The following is a 20,424-nucleotide window of genomic DNA, read 5'->3' as shown; positions in this document are numbered from 1 at the left end:
GCGGGAGAGATCCCGTCGGCCCGACCGTGAAGGAGGTGTCCCATCTGATGAACACGAACATGACCGAGTTCGGCCTGACCTGCGGGTCCGGCCTGTCCGCTGTTGCCCGGGGCACCGTCATGCACGGCATCGCCGCATCCCAGGAACCCCGTTCGCTCGAAGGCCGGACCGCCACGGTCCTGATGCCTCAGACGGAGGGGACGTTCCAGGTGGGTCGAGGGGACCACTCTGCCCTCATGACCCTCAGCGTGGATCGCCGCCTCGTCGAGCCCGCATACGCAGCAGCAGCAACCACCCCGCGCCTCAAGGGCGCTGTGGGGGAGTGTCCACGGAGTTCACCGGCCTAGTACCGACGGCCGGGTGATTCCTCCCGTGGCCGCGGACCCCGCATAGGGGCCGCGGCCGTTTCGCTTCACCGCACCGAGGTCTCCCTTTCGGAGAGGACCGTCGCGCGGCGTTGCACGCAGTCTTGGCCCCGCCATCCGAGAAGCGATTCTCGGAGCAGATGTCGCCAACCGCGTTCAACACGAAATATCAGGGAGGACAACCGATGCTTGCGTCGGTCCTGGAGACTCCGTGGCTGGGCGAGGCCGAGGTCCCGTGTCGTTGGGAGCCCGACCTCTTCTTCGCCGAGGCACCGGCGGACGTGGAGGCCGCCAAGGCGGTATGCCAGTCCTGCCCCGTCCGGGAGCAGTGTCTGGCCGACGCCCTTGAGCGGCGCGAGCCGTGGGGCGTGTGGGGTGGCGAACTCCTCGTCGCCGGGAAGGTCGTCGCGCGCAAGCGTCCGCGCGGCCGCCCGCGGAAGAACCCCCAGCCGGTCGCGGCCTGAACCGCGACCGCCGGCCGTGCCCGGCCGACCGAACCGTTCGCACCACCGATCACCGATCACCGGTCCGGTGGGCGACAACGCCGTCAACCGACAAGGACACCTACGATGCTGTACGAACTCGTCCGCCTGCAGAAGACCGTCGACGAGAAGAAGGACGAGCGCCAGCGCACGCGCTTGCACGCCCGGCAGCTCCGGGCACAGCTGCGCGAACGCGCCCGCGCGGAGCGGGCGCTCGCGGAAATAGGCTGGTCGCGCCTATGTTGACGGCGCATGGCCGGTCTGCGAGGCGCTGACCGTGGCACGTGACGGCACGCGGTGACGCGTGGCGTTACGGGGCCGATGCCCCGTCCGGGGCATCGGCCCCGTTCTTTTTCGTGTTACCTTCGTCACGACGCCCGGTGCCACCGCGCCACCGGTCGGCCGTGTCGCCCGTGGGCCGCCGTGGCCGGATGAGGCCAGGGTGGGAAGGACACTCTCCCGCGGCGGACGGGCGGGCGGGTACCCGTGGTCGCGGCCATGCTCCGGGGCGGTGTCGGGCCGTCTCGCGGCGGCGCACGGCAAAAAAGCCGCAACATCGGTCTGTGGTCTTCGTCAACTCTGAGCTAACGTGATTTTGTGCCTTCGAACACGAAGATCGAGGTACGCCGCAGTCCTCGCCGACAGCGCACCGTGTCCGCCTACCGGGACGGGGACAAGACGGTCGTCCTCGTCCCCGCATCGTTCTCCAGCGCCGAGGAGCGGCGCTGGGTCGATCGCATGCTGGAGCGGCTGGAGGCGCGGGAGGAACGCCGCCGCCCCGACGACGAGGCGCTGCAGGCCAGAGCGTTCGAGCTGGCGGAACGCTATCTGGAGGGGTTGGCCCAGCCGGTGAGCGTGCGGTGGGTCGACAACCAGCGCACCCGCTGGGGCTCCTGCACCCCCGACTCCGGTTCCATCCGGTTGTCGCGGCGCCTCTCCGGTATGCCGTCGTGGGTGGTCGACTACGTCCTCATGCACGAGCTGGTGCACTTGATCATCCCGAACCACGGGCCGGAATTCTGGGATCTGGTCCGCCGATATCCGAAGGCGGAGCGCGCCCGCGGCTACCTGGAGGGCATCAGCGCCGCCCCGCGCCTCGACGCCGGAGGCAGCGGAGAGGTCGAGGACGAAGAGGACGACATCCTCGACGATTAGCGGAACCCGCCACACGCCCGCCGCCCGGCGTGGCATCCTCGTCGTGGAACCGATCACACCGCCCGCGACGGGAGGGACCGCTCGGTGCGCATGGCGGCCGTACTCATCACGCCCGAAACCGGAGCCGCACCGCCGCCCGGGATCGCCCCCGCCACCTTCCGCGCCGCCCTCACCGAGGACACCCACGACGTCGTGGCGGACCTGGAACGGTGCACCCCCGCAGTCGCGGCCTGGGCCGGGAACCAGGAGGAGGCGGACCGGCTCGCCGCTGCGGCCGCCGACCTCACCTGGCCCGGCACCCCGGTCCTCGCCCTCAGCGGCGGTACCCCGCTGGCCCGCGCCCTGACCGCGCTGGCGGAGTACGGCGCCCGGCAGGCGGCGGTCATCCCGGCCGACACCCCCGACCTACCGAAGCTGCTGGTCGGCAAGCTCTTCAGGGCACTGGGCGGCGCCGACGCCGCCATCTGCCCCGCCGCCGGCGGAGGACTGGCGGCCCTCGCGGCCCGCCTTCCCACCCCGGACTGGCTGCACGGCGCCGACCTCGACGCCCCGGACGCCGCCGCCCACCTCACCGGGGCCCGCCCGCACCGCCGCGACCTGTCCGTCACCCCCGGCTGGCACCGGATCCGTACCCCCGCCGACCTCGCACGCCTCGACCCCGGCCTGGAGGGCTGGGAAGCCACCCGATCCCTGCTCACCTGCGGCCGGCCCCGCTGACGGCGACGACGCCCCTGGGTCAGGTGTCGATGGCGCCCGCCCCGTCCCCCGCCGCCGTGGTCACCGGGGGAGAGCGCTGCGGGCCGCCGCTGCCGCGGCCGTGACCAGGACGCGGCAGGCGGTATCGGTGGGTTCGGGGAGCGCGTCGGCGGGGAACCAGCCCAGGTCGTCGGACTCCTCGGGGTCGCGGACCGGTTCGGCGTCCGGCGGGGCGACGGCGGCGTACTGCACGTCCAGGTGCCACGTGCCGCCGCCGCAGCCGACCCAGTGCCGGTCCAGCCGCACCGGACGGGGGAGCAGGCGCAGGCCCTCGATCCCCGACTCCTCGGCGGCCTCGCGCAGTGCCGTCGCCGCGAGCCCGGTGTCCCCGGGCTCGCAGTGGCCGCCGGTCTGCAGCCAGAGCCGGATCTTGCGGTGCAGGGTGAGTACGGTGCGGGTGCCGCCCGGGTCGACGATGGCCGCGCTGGCCGTCACGTGCCCGGGCAGGCAGGACCGCCACACACCGTCGGGGTGCCGGTCCAGATGGTCGAGGTAGGTGCGGCGGAGCCGCTCCTGGTCGGCATCGGGCGCGGTCCAGGAGGCGAGCACCTCGCGGGCGTCAGAGTGCAGGTCGCGCGGGTCGGCGTCGATGCTCACCCGGTGTCGTCCCCCTTGGCGTCCGTTCCGGCCTCGCCCTCGTCCTTCGTGCCGTCGGCCGGTCCCTCCGTCGACGGGGCGTCGGTGAACTGGCTGATGTCGATGTCGGGCATGCCGGTGCCGGCTCCGCCGTGCACGAAGGCGTCGGGGTCGTCCAGGTCGGCGCTGGACGGCATGAGGTCGGGGTGCTCCCAGACGGCGTCGCGTCCCTCCATCCCCCGGGCCTCGCCCAGGGCCGTCCACAGCGCGGCGGCCTCGCGCACGCGGCGCGGGCGCATCTCCAGGCCGACGAGTGCGGCGAAGGTCTGCTCCGCGGGACCGCCGGAAGCGCGGCGGCGGCGCATGGCCTCGCCCAGGGACGCGGCCTGCGGCAGCCGGTCGGTCACCGAGGCGTCGACCACGGTCGACACCCACCCCTCGATGAGGGCGAGCGCGGTCTCCAGCCGGGCCAGGGACGCCTTCTGCCGCGGGGTGTCCTCGGGCTGGAACAGGCCGCCGCCCTCGGCGCCGGACAATGCCTCCTGCAGCGCCTCGGGGTTGGAGATGTCGATGTGGCCGAGCTTCTCCTCCAACCCGCTCATGTCGAAGGACATGCCCAGCGCGTACTCTTCGACGAGGCTGAACACGTGCGAGCGCAGCCACGGTACGTGGCTGAACAGGCGGTGGTGCGCGGCCTCCCGGGCGGCGAGGTACAGCCGCACCTCGTCCTGCGGGATGCCCAGGCCCTCACCGAACTCGGTGACGCTCGACGGCAGCAGCGCGGCGCGGCCCTCACCGGCCAGCGGCACGCCCACGTCGGTGGAGCCCACGACCTCGCGGGCGAGTTCGCCGATGGCCTGGCCGGCCTGCTGGGCGACGAGCATCCCGCCCATCTGGCGGACCATGCCCATGAACGGGCCGGCCATCGACTGCATCTCCTCGGGCAGGTTCTGCCCCATCGACTCGACGATGCGGGAGGTCAGCGGGCCGCACAGGCGTGCCCAGGTGTCCATGGTGCGCTCGACCCACTCCGATCGGCTCCACGCCTCCATGGTCTGGACACCCGAGGGCAGCGTGGTCGCCTCGTTGAGCCACAGGTCGGCGAGGCGCAGTGCCTCCTGCATGTGGGCGTTGTCGATCGGCCCGATGCTGGCGTCGCCCTTGGCCGACACCGTGTGCCGGGCGATGTTCTTGGCCACGTCCCAGCTGACGCCGCCCTCACCGGACGGGGCGCCCGGCGCGGGCTGCGCCGCCATCATGTCGGCGAACTGGCGCAGCATCTGGGCCATCTGCTGGGGATCACCGAACGGGAATCCCCCGGGCATGTTGGGAACCCCGCCTGGGCCGCCGTCTCCGGCCCCGGAACCGGAGTCACCCGATCGCCGACCCGACTCGTCATCCGGGTCGTTCGGCATGCTGAATCCAAAAGGTAGGTCGCTCACGATTAGACCTCAGGCAGGATAGGAATGTCTCCACTGTCACGTTAGCTGGGAGCCGCCTGGAGTGAGTACCCGAAACAGTCAGGTTCGCCCACAGCACACTCCCGGCGCCGCGGGGCCCGTCGTCGCGGTCACTGGGGCCGCGTCCGGCGTTGGACGCCTGCTCGTTGAACGACTCGCAGCGGCCCAGGATTCCGGAACTATCGGACGAGTCGTGGCAATCGACGCGCACCGTGGTGACGCCGAGGGCGTCACCTGGCGCATCGCCGACGCCCGCTCGCCGAGCCTCGCCAGTCGGCTGGCCGGAGTCGACGTGCTCGTGCACGCGGACGACGACCGATCCCCGGACACGCCCCCCGTCAAGCGCCGGGCCGACAACATCCGCGCCGCGCAGACCGTTCTCACCTCGGCCGCCGCAGAACGCGTTCCGCGTGTCATCCTCCTCACCAGCACCATGGTCTACGGCGCCGCCCCCGACAACCCCGTTCCCATGCCCGAGGACGCCCCGGTCGCCGCAGAGATGGGCGGCGGCCTCATCGGCGAGTTCGCCGAGATCGAGGACCTCGCCCGGCTCGCCCGCCGCGCCCACCCCGGCCTGTCGGTCAGTGTGGTGCGCCCGGCGCCTCTCGTCGGCCCGGACCTCGACACCCTGGTCACCCGGCACTTCGCCGCCCCGCGGCTGCTCACGGTCAAGGGCTGCGAGCAGCAGTGGCAGTTCTGCCACGTCGACGACCTGGCGGACGCGCTCGCGTTCGTCGTGGCGCACGGGGTGGACGGAAAGGACGGGGCGATCGCGGTCGGCTGCGAGGGTGCGCTCTCCCAGGCCGAGGCGGAGGAGATCGCCGGGATGCGCCGCTTCGAGCTGCCCGCCAACTTCGCGTTCGGCACCACGCAGCGGCTGCACCGCGTCGGGATCACCCCGGCGTCGGCCGACGAGATCAAGTTCCTGGTCTACCCGTGCGTGGTCGACTGCGTGACCCTGCGCGAGGCGGGCTGGCGGCCCCGCCACGACAACGCCGACGCGCTGCGCGTGCTGCTGGAGGCACGTGCGGGCGAGCACGCGCTGGTGGGGCGGAAGGTCGGCCGCAAGGAGGCCACGATCACCGCGGCCGGCGCCGCGGGTGCGGCCGTCGCCGCGATCGGTACCGCGGCCGCGGTGCGCCACCTGCGCAAGCGCCGCAAGGGCTGATCGTGGGGCCCTCCACGTGGCGGTGTCCGAGGTCACCGGGGTTTCGGACGTTCATCCGGCCGGGTCCCGGCGTTGATAACGTCGACACTGTGGATCACATCACTCTGGCAGGAATCCGCGAGACGCCCCTCTCCGTCGACGAGGTCATCGACGCCGTGGGCGAGGCTCGCGTCGGGGGGACCGCGTTCTTCGTCGGGACGGTCCGCGACCATGACCACGGTCGCGGCGTGACGGCGCTGACCTATTCGGCTCATCCGAAGGCCGAGTCCGAAATGCGGCGCGTCATGGAGAAGGTCGTGGCCGACACCTCCGAGGACGGTCGGCCGGTGTGGAGGGTCGCCGCGCTGCACCGTGTCGGCGAGCTCCGTGTCGGCGACATCGCCGTGGTCGTCGCGGCCGCGGCCGAGCACCGCGAGGAGGCGTTCGCCGCCTGCCGCCGCCTGATCGACGACATCAAGGCCGAGGTGCCCATCTGGAAGCACCAGCTGTTCGACGAGGGTGACGCCGAATGGGTCGGGGCCTGCTGAACCACCCGGGCGGACACTCCGGCCGAGGCGCGGCCGCGTCGTCCGTCTCGGGGACCTGGCGCGGATTCGCGGGCGCCACGCGCAGGATGCGACCCGATCCTCCGTGGTCCGTTTAGGCTGTGCAGCATGTTGCGTCGTGTCATCACCCTGTTCGCCGCATTCGCCCTTTTGGTCGGGTTCGGTGTCGCAGGGATGTACCTTCCCGTCCCCTACCTCGTGGCCTCGCCCGGCATCACGCTGAACACCATCGGCGAGGACCCCGACGGCGGGCCGATCATCCGCATCGACGGGGAGGACCACTACGAGCACGACGGCGGGCTGTCCATGGTCACCGTGCAGTACTCCGGCGGCCCCAGCACCCGCATGGACCTGTTCACCGTGCTCAGCGCGTGGCTGTCGCCGAGCCAGGCGGTCCTGCCGGAGGAGGCGCTCTTCCCGCCGGACCGCACCGTGGAGGAGATCTCCGAGGCGCAGTCCGTGCAGATGAACGACTCGCAGACCAACGCCACCGCGGCCGCCCTCACCCAGCTGGGCATCGACTACGACACCCGCGCCCTGGTCGCCGGGGTCGGCGAGGACCTGCCGGCCGCGGGCGCGATCAAGGAGGGCGACATCATCACCTCCGTCGACGGCGACCCCGTCGACAGCAAGGAGGAGGTCGTCGAGAAGGTCGGCGACCGCACCCCCGGTGACGACGTCGAGGTCGGCGTCGACCGCGACGGCACCGAGGAGACCGTCACTCTGACCACCGTCGAGGGCGACGACGGAACGCCCATCATCGGCGTCCTGGTCAGCAACGACATGGACTTCCCCATGGACGTCGAGATCAGCGTCGGCGACGTCGGCGGCCCGAGCGCGGGGTTGATGTTCTCCCTGGGCATCATGGACCGGCTCAGCCAGGAGAGCCTCACCGGCGGCCACCGGATCGCCGGCACCGGCACCATCACCCCCGACGGTGAGGTCGGCGCGGTCAGCGGCGTGGAGCAGAAGATGGTCAGTGCAGCGCGCGAGGGCGCCGAGTACTTCTTCGTCGCCGCAGGCGCCTGCCCCCAGACCTTCGACTCGGCGGCCACCGGCGAGATCGAGGTCGTCAAGGTCGGCGAGCTGGGCGACGCGGTGGACGCCCTCGACGCCATCCGCACCGGCGACGGCCTCGACGCACTGCCCCGCTGCGAGCCGAACTAGGCAGGGCCCGCGCGACGCCTGCGCGGGGGAGGGGCCGGGGCAAAAACACGGTCAAGGTAGCTCCAACAGCGCGGGGTGGCGGGGACCGGCTCCCGTAGAGTCATCCCGTTCCGTGCTCCCCCTCTCCCCGATCGACCCCGGAGGTTGAGAAGCGTGCGTCCTACGCTTGCCATCCTGCTCTTACTGGGCGGCGTCGGTCTGCTGAGCGCGTGCGCCGTCGCCGCTGACGAGAAGCCCGACGGCGAGGAGGCGGTCACCCGGTCCGCCTTCGAGCGCGACGGGAAGACCTGGCCGCTCGTCCCCGACAGCGCCGAACTCCGCTGCTACCGCGGCGAGATCGTCACCGCTACCGTCGACGGCACCGAGTACCAGCTCAACAGCCAGGCGCAGCGCGAAGGCTTCCCCAGCATCGAGCCGGTGTGGGCCGACGCCGCCGACTCCCGCTACGACCTCAAGGTCAACCTCGGCGAACTCATCGACGCCGGCACCGGGCTGTGCGCCGCGCCCCGCTGAGGAATCCGCGCGGTCGGCCGCACCGTTGATCCGGCCGCGGTGAACGGGCGGCGGTGCCGGGCGAACGCCACCGCCGCGCCGGCCCTCAGGCGCCGCCGTCCTCCGGGTCCTCCTCCAGTGTCAGCGCGAGCGCCGAGGTCAGCGCGGGCACCAGGTCCTCCCCGTTGAGCACCTGGTCCTCGCTGTCGTGGCTGCGCATCCGCAGCGCCGAGTGCCGCTCGCCGTCCCGGAGCACCCCCGCGACCATCCGGATCTCCTCGGCGCCGTCCTGCGCCCGCGCCCACTGCCCGGTGTCGCCCCCGCGCGGCGGGGCCAGCGTCTCGTCGGACCCCTTCACCACCAGGCGCTCCATCACCAGCGCGCACCCGGCCACCGCATCGGGCCAGGCCATCCGGCCCAGGGCCTCCTCCAGGGGCATCCGCTCGGGCAGCGGCTCCTGCTCGATCGGGGTCAGCGCCGCGGGGTCCACCGGCGCCTGCACGCCCAGCATCCCCGCCAGCGCCGGCTCGCGCTCCAGCAGGTCGGACGTGGGCACCAGGGCGTAGACGCGGACGGGCTGGTCCCAGCCCTGCTCGGCGGCGTGGCGTTCGAGATCCATCACGACTTCGCGAATGTTGAAAGACACCCCTCCATGGTGGCCCATCCACAGGACCGGACAGGAGGATGAACGGGAAACCGGCAGCACAGTAGGCTCGAAGACACAGATCGCCGATACGGCTCCGAGTCCAGGTCGATGCCAGGTTGTCACCGCTCCGGCGCGTGGATTCGGGAACCCTGAGGCGACCCAATAAGTTGCCCTCACAGAAGGGGCCGTCCGTGTACCGGCCAACCAACATCGACCGTCAGAACGAGGGGGAGGCGTGAGCTTCCGATCGCCCGGCGCACCGACAGCGCGTATGCCTCGCCGATCAAGGCTGCTCGCGCCCGTCGCGGCAGTCGTGGTCGTCATCATCGCGGGTCTGCTGCTCTCCGTGAATTTCGTGACCGATTACAAGTGGTTCAGCGCCGTGGGCTTCACCTCGGTCTTCGTGACCGAGCTGCAGACCCGTGTCCTGCTGTTCCTCGGCGCCGGTCTCGTGATGACGCTCATCGTCGGTGCCAGCATGTACTTCGCGTACCGCACCCGACCGCTGTCCCGGCCGGTGAGCCTGGAACAGCAGGGCCTGGACCGGTACCGGATGACCATCGACCCGCACCGCAAGCTGTTCTTCTGGGGCATCGCCGGCGGGCTGGGCCTGCTGGCCGGCGCCTCCGCCAGCAGCGACTGGAACATCTACCTCCAGTTCGCCAACTCCACCCCCTTCGGCGTCAACGACCCCGAGTTCGGGATGGACGTCTCCTTCTTCGCGTTCACCTACCCGTTCGTCCGGGTGGTCCTCGGCTACCTGTTCGCGGCCGTGGTCCTCGCGTTCATCGCCGCGGTCGTCGTCCACTACCTCTACGGCGGCGTGCGCCTGCAGACCCAGGGCCAGCGGGCCACCCCGGCCGCGCGCGTCCACCTCTCCGTGCTGCTCGGCGTCTTCGTCCTGCTGCAGGCCGCCTCCTACTGGCTCGACCAGTACGGCCTGGTGTTCTCCGATTCCGGGTACACCTTCGGCGCGTCCTACACCGACGTCAACGCCGTCCTGTACGCGAAGATCATCCTGACCCTCATCGCGCTCGTCTGCGCCGTGCTGTTCTTCGCCAACATCTACTTCAAGAACGCCATGGTGCCGATGGTCAGCCTCGGCCTCCTGGTGCTCTCCGCCGTGCTGGTGGGCGGCGTCTACCCGGCGATCGTCCAGCAGTTCACGGTGAAGCCGAACGAGCAGCGGCTGGAGAGCCCCTACATCACGCGCAACATCGAGGCGACGCGCGACGCCTACGGGCTCGTCGACGCCGAGGTCGACTCCTACGACGCGCAGACCGAGCTGACCGCCAGCCAGCTGGCCGAAGAGGCCGCCACCATCCCGAGCGTCCGCCTGGTCGACCCGGCCGTGGTCTCCCAGACCTTCCAGCAGATGCAGCAGGTCCGCGGCTTCTACCAGTTCCCCGAGGTCCTCGACGTCGACCGGTACGAGAACGAGGACGGCCAGCTCGTCGACACCATCATCGCCGCCCGCGAACTCGACGGCCCGCCCGAAGGCCAGGACAACTGGCTGACCCGGCACCTCGTCTACACCCACGGGTTCGGCATCGTGGCCGCGGCGGGCAACAAGATCGACCGCCAGGGCCGCCCGGTCTTCACCGAGTACAACATCCCGCCGACAGGTGAGCTGTCGGACGTCACCGGCGAGTACGAGCCGCGCATCTACTACGGCATGGAGGGCGCCGACTACGTCATCGTGAACGCCGAGCCGGAGTACGACTTCCCGCTGGGCGGCGGACCCGAGGACGTGCCCACCACCGAGGACGCCGGCACGCCGGAGGACGTCCCCGGCGCCGACGCCGAGGGCGGCCAGGAGGGCCAGGAGGGCCAGGACGGCAACGAGGCCGACGACGCCCGGGCCCCGGCCGACGCCGACACCGACACCGACGCCCAGGACACCCCGGATGCCCCGGGTGCCGATGGCACCGAGGCCGGCCAGAACGGCGAGGGCGCCCAGGACGGCACCGGCGACACCGGGCAGGCCACCAACCGCTACGACGGTGAGGGCGGCGTGCTGCTGTCGAGCTACTTCGACCGGATCCTGTACGCGCTCAAGTACAGCGAGCCGGACATCCTGCTGAACAACGCGATCACCGACCAGTCGCGGATCATGTACGAGCGCGACCCGGCCGACCGCGTGAAGAAGGTCGCCCCGTTCCTCACCGTCGACAGCCGCCCCTACCCGGCGATCGTCGACGGCCGTGTCCAGTGGATCGTGGACGCCTACACCACCTCCAACGGCTACCCGTACTCCACCCGGATCGACCTGGCGCAGGCCACCGAGGACACCTTCAGTGACGGCATCAGCAACGCCCTGCCCGGCAACCAGGTCAACTACATCCGCAACTCGGTGAAGGCCACCGTCGACGCCTACGACGGCACGGTGAAGCTCTACGGCTGGGACGAGGACGACCCCGTCCTGCAGACCTGGTCCAAGGCGTTCCCCGGAATCATCACCGAGAAGGACGAGATCAGCGAGGAGCTCAACTCCCACCTCCGCTACCCCGACGACATCTTCAAGGTGCAGCGGGAGATCCTGAAGCGGTACCACATCACCGACGCCGACGCCTTCTACGGCGGCCAGGACTTCTGGAACGTTCCGGAGGACCCGACCAAGAAGGGCGACAGCCCCGAGCCGCCGTACCGCCAGACCCTGAAGTACCCGGGCGACGAGGAGGCGACCTTCTCGCTCACCTCGACCTTCGTTCCGCGTGGCCGAGAGAACCTGGCCGCGTTCTTGGCGGTGGACAGCAACCCGAAGTCGGACAACTACGGCAAGCTGCGCATGCTGCGGCTGCCGCAGGACACGGTGATCATGGGTCCGGGGCAGGTCCAGGCCCAGTTCGGCGCCGATGACGCGATCCGCGACGAACTCCTGCCGCTGCAGCAGAGCGAGCAGTCGCGGATCATCCACGGCAACCTGCTCACCCTGCCGTTCGCGGACGGCCTGCTCTACGTCGAACCGCTGTACGTGCAGTCGGAGGGCAGCCAGACCGCCTACCCGCTGCTGCAGAAGGTGATGGTCGGCTTCGGTGAGAAGGTCGCCATCGGCAACAACCTCCAGGAGGCGCTGAACAACCTCTTCGAGGAGGGCGACGGCCCCCTGGAGACCGGTGAGGCCGCACCGGATGCCGAGGCCGACGCAGGCCGTGACGACGATGCCACGACCGGCGGCGACGTGGCCCAGGCCCTGGCCGACGCGCAGAAGGCCTACGAGGACGGCCAGGAAGCGCTGCGGGACGGTGACTTCGCCGCCTACGGCGAGGCCAACGACCGGCTGGCCGACGCCCTGGAGCGGCTGGAGAACGCCGCCGGGGAGGGCGACGACTAAGGACGCCTCGGGTGCGGGCGCGGTGCCCGCACCCGGCTCCTCGGCCGCGGGCCGGGACGGGGGTTCGCCCCCGCCCCGGCCCGCGTCTCGTCGGCCACGCGTCCGCCGATTTGGTGTTGTGGCGGCGGGCGCGCTACTGTGTAGAAACACCGACGCGGGGTGGAGCAGTTCGGTAGCTCGCTGGGCTCATAACCCAGAGGTCGCAGGTTCAAATCCTGTCCCCGCTACCACGAAATCGGGCCCGGTTCTCGCACCATCGAGACCGGGCCCGATTCGTTTCGCCCGTCGGCGACCGCCCGCCGCGGCGGAAATGGATTTGGTGTTGTGGCGGCGGGCGCGCTATTGTGAAGGAACACCGACGCGGGGTGGAGCAGTTCGGTAGCTCGCTGGGCTCATAACCCAGAGGTCGCAGGTTCAAATCCTGTCCCCGCTACCACGAAATCGGGCCCGGTTCTCGCACCATCGAGACCGGGCCCGATTTTTTCGTGTTCCCCCTGCGGGCGGGCGGCGACGTTCCGCGCATCGGGGGCCGCGGCCTGTGTTCCGCGCCCGCGACCTCCGCATCCGCCTCTTCCGAAGGCCGTCCGCGGTGGCGGACTCGGATTTGGTGTTGTGGCGGCGGGCGCGCTATTGTGAAGGAACACCGACGCGGGGTGGAGCAGTTCGGTAGCTCGCTGGGCTCATAACCCAGAGGTCGCAGGTTCAAATCCTGTCCCCGCTACCACGAAATCGGGCCCGGTAATCGAATTATCGATTACCGGGCCCGATTTCTCTTCGCCTTCGTGCTCAGTATGTGCGGCCCTCGGCGATATGGATCGTCCGGTCGGCCCGCGCGGCCACATTCGGTTCGTGGGTGACCACGATGACCGCAGCCCCGCGGTGCTGCGCCTGCTCCAGCAGCTGGTCCATGATCATCTCGCTCGTGGCGGCGTCGAGGGCGCCCGTGGGCTCATCGGCGAGGATGAGCGCGGGGTTCAGGCTGAGTGCCCGAGCCAGGGCCACCCGCTGCTGTTCACCGCCGGAGAGCTGGTGCGGCTGCGAGTGCAGGCGGTGCCCCAGTCCCAGCGACGTCAGCAGCTCCCTGGCGACCGCGCGGCGGCGGATGAGCGGCACGCCGCCCAGCACCATCGGCACACCCACGTTGGCCAGGGCGCTGCGCCGCTCCAACAGGTGGAACTGCTGGAACACGAACCCGATCCCGTGGTTGCGCAGCCGTGCCCGCCGCCCCTCCCGCAGCCGGGTCACGTCGACGCCGTCGAATACGTGCTCGCCGCCGTCCGCCGTGTCCAGCAGGCCCAGGAGGTTCAGCAGGGTCGACTTGCCCGACCCCGACTGCCCGACGATCGCCACCACCTCACCGCGCTCCACGTCCATCGAGCAGTCGTGGAGCACGTGCAGGGGCTCGCCGGACACCATGAACGAGCGGCGCAGCCCGCGGATTCTCAGCAGCGGCCCGTCAGGGGTGCGTCGGTGGGCCGGAGCCCGGCGCGGTGCCGCCTCCGCCACCCCCTCGGGGGCCCCGGGCTCCATGGCTTCCGCCGGCTCGGTGGGGGTGACGTCCGCCGCGTGCGGGCGCACCCGGGCCGCCCGGGGCGAGTGGAACGCCATCTAGAAACCCTCCCCGAGGAACTCGCCGTCCTCGTCCGCATAGGGGTCCTCCGCCTGGGAGGGCACGTCGAAGTCGCCGTCCAGCGGTACCGGGTCGAGCACCTGGTCATCCACGGTGAGGCCCTTGGTGACCTCGACCGAGGTGCCGTCGGAGACCCCCAGTTCGACCTCGCGGACCTCCTGGGAGCCGTCCGAGCCGACGACGATGACCTCGCCCTTCTCGGCGCTGCCGCGCACCGCCGTCAGCGGGACGATCAGCGCGTTCTTCGACTTGCCGGTGATGACCGACATCTTCCCCTTCACCCCGGGGAAGACCGTGAAGTCCGACGGCACCCGGCACGACAGTTCGGCGCCAGAGCCGTCGCCGCCGCTGTCCGGGGCGCTGTCGCCGAACGGGTCCCCACCACCGCCGGACTCCTGCCCGGCGTCCGAGGCCCCGCCCTTCTCGGCCTCGCCCAGCCCGATGAACTCGCACTCCTCGGCGGCCGGGCCTTTGTCGATCTTGAGCTTGATCTCCTTGGGCTTGTCGTAGAACTGGTACAGGTCGTTGGGCGGGATGGCGGCCACGGCCCGGTAGGAGTCCTTGGTGATCTCGGCGACGACGGCCCCGGTCTCGACGGGGTCGCCGGTCTCCAGGTCGTCCAGCCCGCTCACCTTGCCCTTGGCCGGGGCCTTCAGCGTGACCTCGGTCGTGGCCGGAGCCGATGCCCCGCCGTCGTCATCGCCCCCGCCCTGCCCGTCCGCGTCCTCCCGCGGCACCGCCAGCGTCACGATCGGGGCACCCTGGTCGACCGTCTGGTCGTCGCCCACCCACACGCGGGTGACCTTCCCGCCCCGCTTCGCCTTGACCTGGTCCGCGGGGTCGGCGCGCACGGTGGCGTCCAGCACCACCTTGGAGCTGATCTCCCCGTGCTCGACGGGGACCGGGCCACCCCCGTCGAGCCCGTCCGGCCCCTCCATCGAGGCGAGGTCCTCGCCGCCTCCCGGCGACAGCTGTGCGAACCACAGGTAGCCGCCCCCGGCGACCCCCAGGATGACGGCCACCACGACCGCCGTGATGATCGACTTCTTCTTCACGTGAGATCCGCTCCTATTCCCGCAACCCGGCCACCACGGACGCCCCGAGCGCCCGCCACGCGGGGATGATTCCGGCCAGCAGGCCCACGCCCGCGGCGCTGCCCAGGCCAACGAGGACGCCCTGGAAGGGCACGTACAGAGTGACGTCGGACGGCAGGAGGTCCCGCGCGTAAACGTCGGCCGCGGCGGCGCCGGCGTAGCACAGTGCGAGTGCCACCGCCCCCGCGACGATCGACACCACCACGGACTCGGCGACGACCGTGATGAACAGCGTGAACCGGTTCGCCCCCAGTGCCCGGTAGGTGGCCAGCTCGCGGCGGCGCTCCCGCACCGTCACCAGCCCGACGTTGAGCACCCCCAGCATCCCGGTCGCCAGGGTGATCGCGGCGATCCCGAACAGGCCCAGCGACATGTACCCCAGCATCCGGTCCATGACCTCGGCACTGTCGGAGCGCATCACCTGGATGCTGTCCTTCCGCTCCACCCCCCACCGCCAGGAGGCCGAGGCCAGCCGCTCGACGTACTCGGTGTCGGTGACCGTCCCGGGTTCGGTGCGCACCGTGTAGCCGAGCATCGTGAAGTCACCGGTGTCGCCGTCCGGCGGGCCGCCGGGGAACAGCACCGGGTCGCTCGCCGCGGAACGCAGCACGTAGGCGGTGTTCCAGCCACCGTCCATGGCGGTCGCCTCGATGATGCCGACGACCCGGGCGTCCACCCACTCGCCGGTGCCGATCTGCAGCTCGGCGGTGTCGCCGATCTCGGAGGCGAGGTTCTCGTTGACGACCACCACCGGGGCGAGGGAGGTGTCGTCGGCCTCGGTGAACCAGCGTCCGGCGACCATGTTGATCCGCCGGATGTCCCCGAGGTCGGCATCGACGACGAAGGTGTCCGCGTCGTCGATGAGCCGTCCACCGGCGCGCATCCGCAGCTCGCCCTCCGGCCGGTGCAGCATCGACACGGTGGTCGCTCCGGCCCGCTTCAGGTCGGTCTCCAGTGCGTCGAGGTCGGTGACGCGCTCTCCCATGATGTCGACCTGGAACGTCTCGGCGACGCCGAAGTTGGACTCGGTGTAGGACTCGGCGAAGCGCTCGCCGACGTCCCCCGCGGTCACGACGGTGATGAGGGAGGCCACGCCGACGACGATGCCGGCGCAGGAAAGGATGGTCCGGGACACGTTGGCCCGAGACCCGGCGAAGGCCAGCACGAGGCCGGCGATGAGGGAACGCAGCAAGCCGTCGGCCCTTTCGCGGGTGTAGGAGGGGCGAAGCGCGCGTTGACGCACGCGCACCGACTACGTCATCGCACGGGGACGTCTGTTCGGTTCGCGGTTTCCGCGGGGGATTTCGACGGAAAGGCGTCTGCTGTCGATCGGTCCGCGACCGCCCGGCGTGGGAACCTTAGCGGGCCGCGTCGCGCGTGTCACCCTCGGTACGGAAACGGCCGGTTCCGGCGATGTGTACGGAACGCACGAGGCGCTGGTCGGCCGGGCGGCCGGGTCGGCCGGATACGCCGGGCGGTGTTCGCCTCCGGCTACCCGCGGTGGAATCCGTCACACGCGAGCAGGGTGAGGTCCTCCGACGCGGACCAGACGACGGTGTAGGAGCCCTCGTGCAGGGGTCCGCGCGGGGCCGGGAAGTCGTCGGGGAAGGAGAGGCGCCGCCAGGCGGTGCCGGTGAGCGTCGTCTCGACCGAGTAGGCCGTGTCGTCGGGGGTGATGACGCGGGCGTTGACGGGGAAGCGGGTCGCCCCATCGCGGTTGCGGAGGCCGACTTCGACACTGCCGTCGGCCTCCGATTCGCTTCCGGAGAGCCGTTCCCGGGGCGCCGAGGTCTCCCAGGCGCCGGGCGCGCCGCCGTAGGGCCGGGGCTCGCAGGCCACGGCCTCCGGGTCGAAGCGGAGGCCACCGGCGCCGAGGTGGGCCGTTCCGGCGCTCAGCTCGGGTCTGCTGTCCCGCCGGGTGAACCGGTCGGCCTCCACGGCCAGCTCGGCTCTCTTCTCCTCGAACACCGCTTCCAGCTCCTGGACGGCCGAGGGGACAGGGACGTCGGGGACGTCCCCGCACCCTCCGGCGACGACCGCGCCGAGTGCCGCGGCGGGCAAGGACAGCAGGACACGACGAGCCGGTGAATCCCCCATGCACGCAGAGTACTACTCAGAGTAGTCATGCGTGTGCACAAAGCTCAGAAGCGTGGCCCGCCTTGACCACGACGGGAGCTCAGGTCGCCCGCAGCGGCGTCGGCCCACCGTTCAGCCAGGTCAGCACCTTGTCGTGCAGGCGGCCGTTGGTGCACACCAGCGCCCCGCCGTCGGTGAAGTCCCGGCCGTGCAGGTCGGTGGCGCGGCCGCCGGCCTCCTCCAGGATCACCGGGAGTGGCGCGGCGTCCCACACGGACAGCTCCGGCTCGGCGGCGATGTCGACCGCTCCCTCCGCCACCAGCACGTGGGACCAGAAGTCCCCGTAGGCGCGGGCGCGCCACACCGATCGCTGCAGCCCCAGGAAGGAGTCGAGCCGGTTCTGCTGCTCCCACTCCGAGAGCTCCGAGAACGACAGCGAGGCGTCCTCCAGCTCCGAGACCTGGGAGACGTTGCACCGCGTGGCCTTGGTGAGGCTGCGCCCGGACCAGGTGCCGTTGTCCTTCGACGCCCACCACTTCCGGTTCAGTGCCGGGGCCGAGACCAGGCCGACCACCGGCCGGTCGCCCTCAAGTAGCGCGATCATCGTCGCCCATACGGGGACGCCGCGGACGTAGTTCTTGGTGCCGTCGATCGGATCGATACACCAGACGCGGTGGCTGTTGCCGGTCTTGCCGAATTCCTCTCCGATGACGGCGTCCCGAGGGCGCGCGCGGGAGAGCACGCCGCGCAGCGCATCCTCCACCGCCCGGTCGGCTTCGGTCACCGGGGTGAGGTCCGGCTTGGTGTCGACCTTGAGGTCGAGAGCACGGAAGTGCTTGAGCGAAATGTCGTCGGCCGCGTCCGCGAGGACGTGGGCGAGACGCAGATCATCGTCATAGGACGCCATATCGCGCAACGATATCCCTGTTCGGGGCCCATGTGCTGGTCCGGCACCCCCGCGTGACCGGAGTGTTAGCGGGCCGCGTGGGAGGATGGGACCCATGACGACCCCCAGCGAGCGCAGGACCCCTGAGGGCGGGAGCAGGCCCGACGCCTCCGGCGGCGTCCGTGACCGCCTCCTCGACTCCGCCTACACGGCGATCCTGGCCGGCCGGTGGGGGCGGCTGCGCATGGCCGACATCGCGAGCGGCGCGGGGGTGTCGCGACAGACCCTCTACAACGAGTTCGGCAGCAAGGAGGGCCTGCTTCAGGCTGTGGTGGTCCGCGAGGCGGACGGCTTCCTGGACGGGGTGATGGCGATCTTCGCCGACCACCGCAGCGACCCGGTGCACGCGGTGGGGGAGGCGGCGCGCTGGACCCTCGCGTCCTCGGCGGATAACCCGCTGCTGCGGGCGATCATCACCGGCGACGACGAGATGCTGCCCGTGCTCACCACGCGCGCCGAACCGCTGCACGTCGCGCTCGGCGAGCGCATGCGCGCCTTCATGGTCGAGAACTGGCCGTCCCTGGCCGAGCGGAGCGGCGACATCGTCGAGGTCTCGCTGCGTCTCACCCTCTCCTACGTCCTCCTGCCGACCGACCCCGACCAGGCCGCACGCCGCGTCGAACTGGTGGTCCGCAGCCTGCTCACCCCCACCCGCGAATCGACCGGTTCCCCCTGACCCCCGCGCCCGGGACCCGCCGCGACCCGGGCCCCGACTCCCCCTTTCGAGGGCTAGGGCGTGTTTGACGGATCATTTCCGGCTCGCGGCCACCGGAACGACGCTCGCTGCGCCGCTCCACTCGTGAAGTCGACCTGGATCGACGTCGTGAAGCGGCTTGCGAGCGCCGCCCCGGACGGCCGCTCGCTCAGGAGGAAAGCATCCGCCGAACACGCCCTAGTGACGCCTCGCCCCCGCTCTGCTTCGATGGGGATATGTCTGATGGAGAACCACTCCGGCTGGTGCGCCTTCTGAGCGCTCCGGAGCGGCTGCGGGTCTTCTCCGCCCTGGTGCTGGGGGCCACGGGCAGTCCGGAGATCGCCGACCGCGCGGGTGTTCCGGAGCCGGACGCGGTACGTGCGCTGGCCCAACTCGAACAGGGCGGGCTGGTCGGGCGCGACGGCGCCGACTGGTTCGCCCGGACGGAGGAGCTGCGCAACGTCGTCGCGGCCGCCATGACCGCCGCCGCTGCCTCGGCGCCACCGGCCGCCCGTCGCCCGCCGACCCCCGTGTCGCGGTCGGCGCCCCGGGCCGACGCGGTGCCGCTGACCCCCGGACCGCACGAACCCCCCATCGCGTGCGGTCGGGAGGAGGCCGCGGTCTTCCGTGCCTTCACCCGCGACGGCCGCATCCTGGCCATGCCCGTGCAGCGCGCCAAGCGCCTGGTGCTGCTGGACTACGTCGCCCGTACCTTCGAACCCGGCGTGCGCTACACCGAACCCGAGGTCAACGCGGTCCTGAGGAACTTCCACGGCGATCACGCCATGCTCCGCCGCCACCTCGTCGACGAGGGCTTCCTCGACCGCGACACCGCCCACTACTGGCGCTGCGGCGGGACCGTCGAGGTGTGACCGCTTCCGGCCAGTACGCGCAACCGGTGCCGCGCCAACGTCCAAAGCGCCACTAACGATGCTTTAATACGCAAGCCCCATGTAATCGCGCATTGGGGACAAGAGCGACACCCAGCTCCGCCTGGCCGTCCCCGGGCCGGCAGGTGCGCATGCAACTCTCCGGGTGCGCGCGGTCGAAACCGGTCACGGAGAAGCCGTCGCTGTCCTACCCCCGCAGCGGCGGCGCGACCTTCGCGTGCCCATAACCGAGAAAGGATCACCGTGAAGTTCGTGAAGGCTGTGCTGGCGGCACTCCTGGTGCCTGTGACAGCCGCTTCGCTTGTGGTGACGGGGGCTCAGTCCGCTTCCGCCCAAGCCAGCGTCGGGCGTGCCTACTACCTGTACGCGACCAAGGGCTCCAGCTGCATCCCCCACAAGGTCGGCGCCGAGCAGTATGTCGGGGTCAAGTCGATCAGTCGACGCAACTACGGGGGGCTGGAGTTCGTGAAGGCCCAGGACGACGGTGTCCGGAGGACCGCCTGGTACCGCCAGAAAGCGTTCAACAAGGCCGAGGTGTGGCGGACCTGCCACCGGTACGGAAAAGGCGACATCCGGTGGCGTGTCCAGTACTACGGCGCCGGGTCGGGAATGCAGAGCCGTCTGAAGTGGACCACCACCGTCTGCAGCGATGGCGGATGCTGGCCGGGCGCGACGAACTGGGGCAAGTGGCACTCGGGCTGGAAGCACCAGAAAAAGTGACCCAGGCCTGACCGGCCGCGGATCTTCGGCCTCCCGGACACGTCCAGGGGCCGAGGACCTGCGTCATTCCCCGCCCGGAGGTTCTCTCCGGGCGGGGTCCGCGATCCCGGGGCCGGGGGCGGTCGCGGGACCGCTTCCTGCGATGATCATGGGCTGGTATCCGATGGTGTTCATTTCGCCCGATCACGTCCCATGGTCATTTGCGGGAACCGGGTAAATCGGGCGTCG

At 70.9% G+C, this 20,424-nt stretch carries 21 protein-coding genes and 3 tRNA genes; 16 read left to right on the top strand and 8 right to left on the bottom strand.

Features of this window, described 5'->3' with window-relative positions:
* The first annotated feature begins 47 nt into the window (after nt 1-47).
* The 5 genes from HNR23_RS16530 to HNR23_RS16510 all read left to right on the top strand — a co-directional run bounded on the left by HNR23_RS16530 (nt 48) and on the right by HNR23_RS16510 (nt 2,719).
* Entirely contained in the window at nt 48-347 is a 300-nt protein-coding gene (locus tag HNR23_RS16530) for a hypothetical protein (RefSeq protein ID WP_184076532.1), read from the top strand.
* A gap of 203 nt (nt 348-550) precedes the next feature.
* On the top strand, nt 551-829 hold the full coding sequence (locus HNR23_RS16525) for a WhiB family transcriptional regulator (protein ID WP_184076530.1): 279 nt from the start codon (nt 551-553) through the stop codon (nt 827-829).
* A gap of 105 nt (nt 830-934) precedes the next feature.
* Nucleotides 935-1,093 carry a hypothetical protein gene (locus tag HNR23_RS16520; RefSeq protein WP_184076528.1) on the top strand — a complete coding sequence of 53 codons (159 nt, stop codon included), beginning with the start codon at nt 935-937 and terminating at the stop codon, nt 1,091-1,093.
* Between the two features lie 351 nt (nt 1,094-1,444).
* The gene (locus HNR23_RS16515) at nt 1,445-2,002 is read left to right on the top strand and encodes a SprT-like domain-containing protein (protein ID WP_184076526.1); all 558 of its coding nucleotides are present in this window, start codon (nt 1,445-1,447) and stop codon (nt 2,000-2,002) included.
* A 90-nt stretch (nt 2,003-2,092) separates the two neighbouring features.
* Nucleotides 2,093-2,719 (top strand): DUF2064 domain-containing protein, encoded by a 627-nt coding sequence (locus HNR23_RS16510; protein WP_184076524.1) that lies wholly within the window; start codon nt 2,093-2,095, stop codon nt 2,717-2,719.
* A 60-nt stretch (nt 2,720-2,779) separates the two neighbouring features.
* On the opposite strand, the gene HNR23_RS16505 is transcribed toward HNR23_RS16510, so the two are convergent.
* Together HNR23_RS16505 and HNR23_RS16500 are read right to left on the bottom strand one after the other, a co-directional pair.
* Nucleotides 2,780-3,355, bottom strand: a complete 576-nt coding sequence (locus HNR23_RS16505; RefSeq protein WP_343070589.1) for an NUDIX hydrolase — start codon at nt 3,353-3,355, stop codon at nt 2,780-2,782.
* On the bottom strand, nt 3,352-4,749 hold the full coding sequence (locus HNR23_RS16500) for a zinc-dependent metalloprotease (RefSeq protein WP_184076522.1): 1,398 nt from the start codon (nt 4,747-4,749) through the stop codon (nt 3,352-3,354). The genes HNR23_RS16505 and HNR23_RS16500 overlap by 4 nt, the downstream gene beginning before the upstream one ends.
* A gap of 88 nt (nt 4,750-4,837) precedes the next feature.
* Here HNR23_RS16500 and HNR23_RS16495 point away from each other — a divergent pair, with 88 nt between their 5' ends.
* From HNR23_RS16495 to HNR23_RS16480, 4 genes are all read left to right on the top strand, one after another.
* Nucleotides 4,838-5,962, top strand: a complete 1,125-nt coding sequence (locus tag HNR23_RS16495; protein WP_184076520.1) for an NAD-dependent epimerase/dehydratase family protein — start codon at nt 4,838-4,840, stop codon at nt 5,960-5,962.
* 89 nt (nt 5,963-6,051) lie between these two features.
* Nucleotides 6,052-6,489, top strand: coding sequence for a molybdenum cofactor biosynthesis protein MoaE (locus tag HNR23_RS16490; protein WP_184076518.1), 438 nt, complete (start codon nt 6,052-6,054; stop codon nt 6,487-6,489).
* Nucleotides 6,490-6,615: 126 nt separating this feature from the next.
* Nucleotides 6,616-7,674 (top strand): YlbL family protein, encoded by a 1,059-nt coding sequence (locus HNR23_RS16485; protein WP_184076516.1) that lies wholly within the window; start codon nt 6,616-6,618, stop codon nt 7,672-7,674.
* Nucleotides 7,675-7,827: 153 nt separating this feature from the next.
* Nucleotides 7,828-8,187 (top strand): hypothetical protein, encoded by a 360-nt coding sequence (locus HNR23_RS16480; RefSeq protein ID WP_184076514.1) that lies wholly within the window; start codon nt 7,828-7,830, stop codon nt 8,185-8,187.
* 85 nt (nt 8,188-8,272) lie between these two features.
* On the opposite strand, the gene HNR23_RS16475 is transcribed toward HNR23_RS16480, so the two are convergent.
* Nucleotides 8,273-8,812, bottom strand: coding sequence for a PPA1309 family protein (locus HNR23_RS16475; RefSeq protein ID WP_343070588.1), 540 nt, complete (start codon nt 8,810-8,812; stop codon nt 8,273-8,275).
* 271 nt (nt 8,813-9,083) lie between these two features.
* On the opposite strand from HNR23_RS16475, the gene HNR23_RS16470 reads away from it, so the two are divergent.
* The 4 genes from HNR23_RS16470 to HNR23_RS16455 all read left to right on the top strand — a co-directional run bounded on the left by HNR23_RS16470 (nt 9,084) and on the right by HNR23_RS16455 (nt 12,870).
* The gene (locus HNR23_RS16470; protein ID WP_184076512.1) at nt 9,084-12,146 is read left to right on the top strand and encodes a UPF0182 family membrane protein; all 3,063 of its coding nucleotides are present in this window, start codon (nt 9,084-9,086) and stop codon (nt 12,144-12,146) included.
* Between the two features lie 153 nt (nt 12,147-12,299).
* Nucleotides 12,300-12,376: transfer RNA gene (locus HNR23_RS16465), tRNA-Met, on the top strand.
* Between the two features lie 129 nt (nt 12,377-12,505).
* Nucleotides 12,506-12,582: transfer RNA gene (locus HNR23_RS16460), tRNA-Met, on the top strand.
* A 211-nt stretch (nt 12,583-12,793) separates the two neighbouring features.
* Nucleotides 12,794-12,870 (top strand) — tRNA-Met (locus HNR23_RS16455).
* 62 nt (nt 12,871-12,932) lie between these two features.
* On the opposite strand, the gene HNR23_RS16450 is transcribed toward HNR23_RS16455, so the two are convergent.
* From HNR23_RS16450 to hisN, 5 genes are all read right to left on the bottom strand, one after another.
* On the bottom strand, nt 12,933-13,676 hold the full coding sequence (locus tag HNR23_RS16450) for an ABC transporter ATP-binding protein (RefSeq protein ID WP_394353826.1): 744 nt from the start codon (nt 13,674-13,676) through the stop codon (nt 12,933-12,935).
* Between the two features lie 78 nt (nt 13,677-13,754).
* Nucleotides 13,755-14,831: an HlyD family efflux transporter periplasmic adaptor subunit gene (locus HNR23_RS16445; protein WP_184076508.1), complete on the bottom strand. Its 1,077-nt coding sequence runs from the start codon at nt 14,829-14,831 to the stop codon at nt 13,755-13,757.
* A 13-nt stretch (nt 14,832-14,844) separates the two neighbouring features.
* Nucleotides 14,845-16,062, bottom strand: a complete 1,218-nt coding sequence (locus HNR23_RS16440; protein ID WP_184076506.1) for an ABC transporter permease — start codon at nt 16,060-16,062, stop codon at nt 14,845-14,847.
* Nucleotides 16,063-16,361: 299 nt separating this feature from the next.
* Nucleotides 16,362-16,967 (bottom strand): hypothetical protein, encoded by a 606-nt coding sequence (locus HNR23_RS16435; RefSeq protein WP_184076504.1) that lies wholly within the window; start codon nt 16,965-16,967, stop codon nt 16,362-16,364.
* Between the two features lie 79 nt (nt 16,968-17,046).
* Entirely contained in the window at nt 17,047-17,853 is an 807-nt protein-coding gene (gene hisN, locus HNR23_RS16430; protein WP_184076502.1) for a histidinol-phosphatase, read from the bottom strand.
* Between the two features lie 94 nt (nt 17,854-17,947).
* Between hisN and HNR23_RS16425 the strand changes: the two genes are divergently transcribed.
* The 3 genes from HNR23_RS16425 (at nt 17,948) to HNR23_RS16415 (ending at nt 20,196) form a co-directional block, all read left to right on the top strand.
* Nucleotides 17,948-18,568, top strand: coding sequence for a TetR family transcriptional regulator (locus tag HNR23_RS16425; protein ID WP_184076500.1), 621 nt, complete (start codon nt 17,948-17,950; stop codon nt 18,566-18,568).
* Between the two features lie 254 nt (nt 18,569-18,822).
* Nucleotides 18,823-19,458 carry a DUF2087 domain-containing protein gene (locus HNR23_RS26860; RefSeq protein ID WP_184076498.1) on the top strand — a complete coding sequence of 212 codons (636 nt, stop codon included), beginning with the start codon at nt 18,823-18,825 and terminating at the stop codon, nt 19,456-19,458.
* 324 nt (nt 19,459-19,782) lie between these two features.
* A complete protein-coding gene (locus HNR23_RS16415) occupies nt 19,783-20,196 on the top strand; it encodes a hypothetical protein (RefSeq protein ID WP_184076496.1) in 414 nt (137 codons plus the stop codon).
* Nucleotides 20,197-20,424: the final 228 nt, after the last annotated feature.

The organism is Nocardiopsis mwathae (assembly GCF_014201195.1).
GTDB lineage: Bacteria > Actinomycetota > Actinomycetes > Streptosporangiales > Streptosporangiaceae > Nocardiopsis_C > Nocardiopsis_C mwathae.
This window is presented reverse-complemented; position numbering and strand designations above follow the sequence as displayed.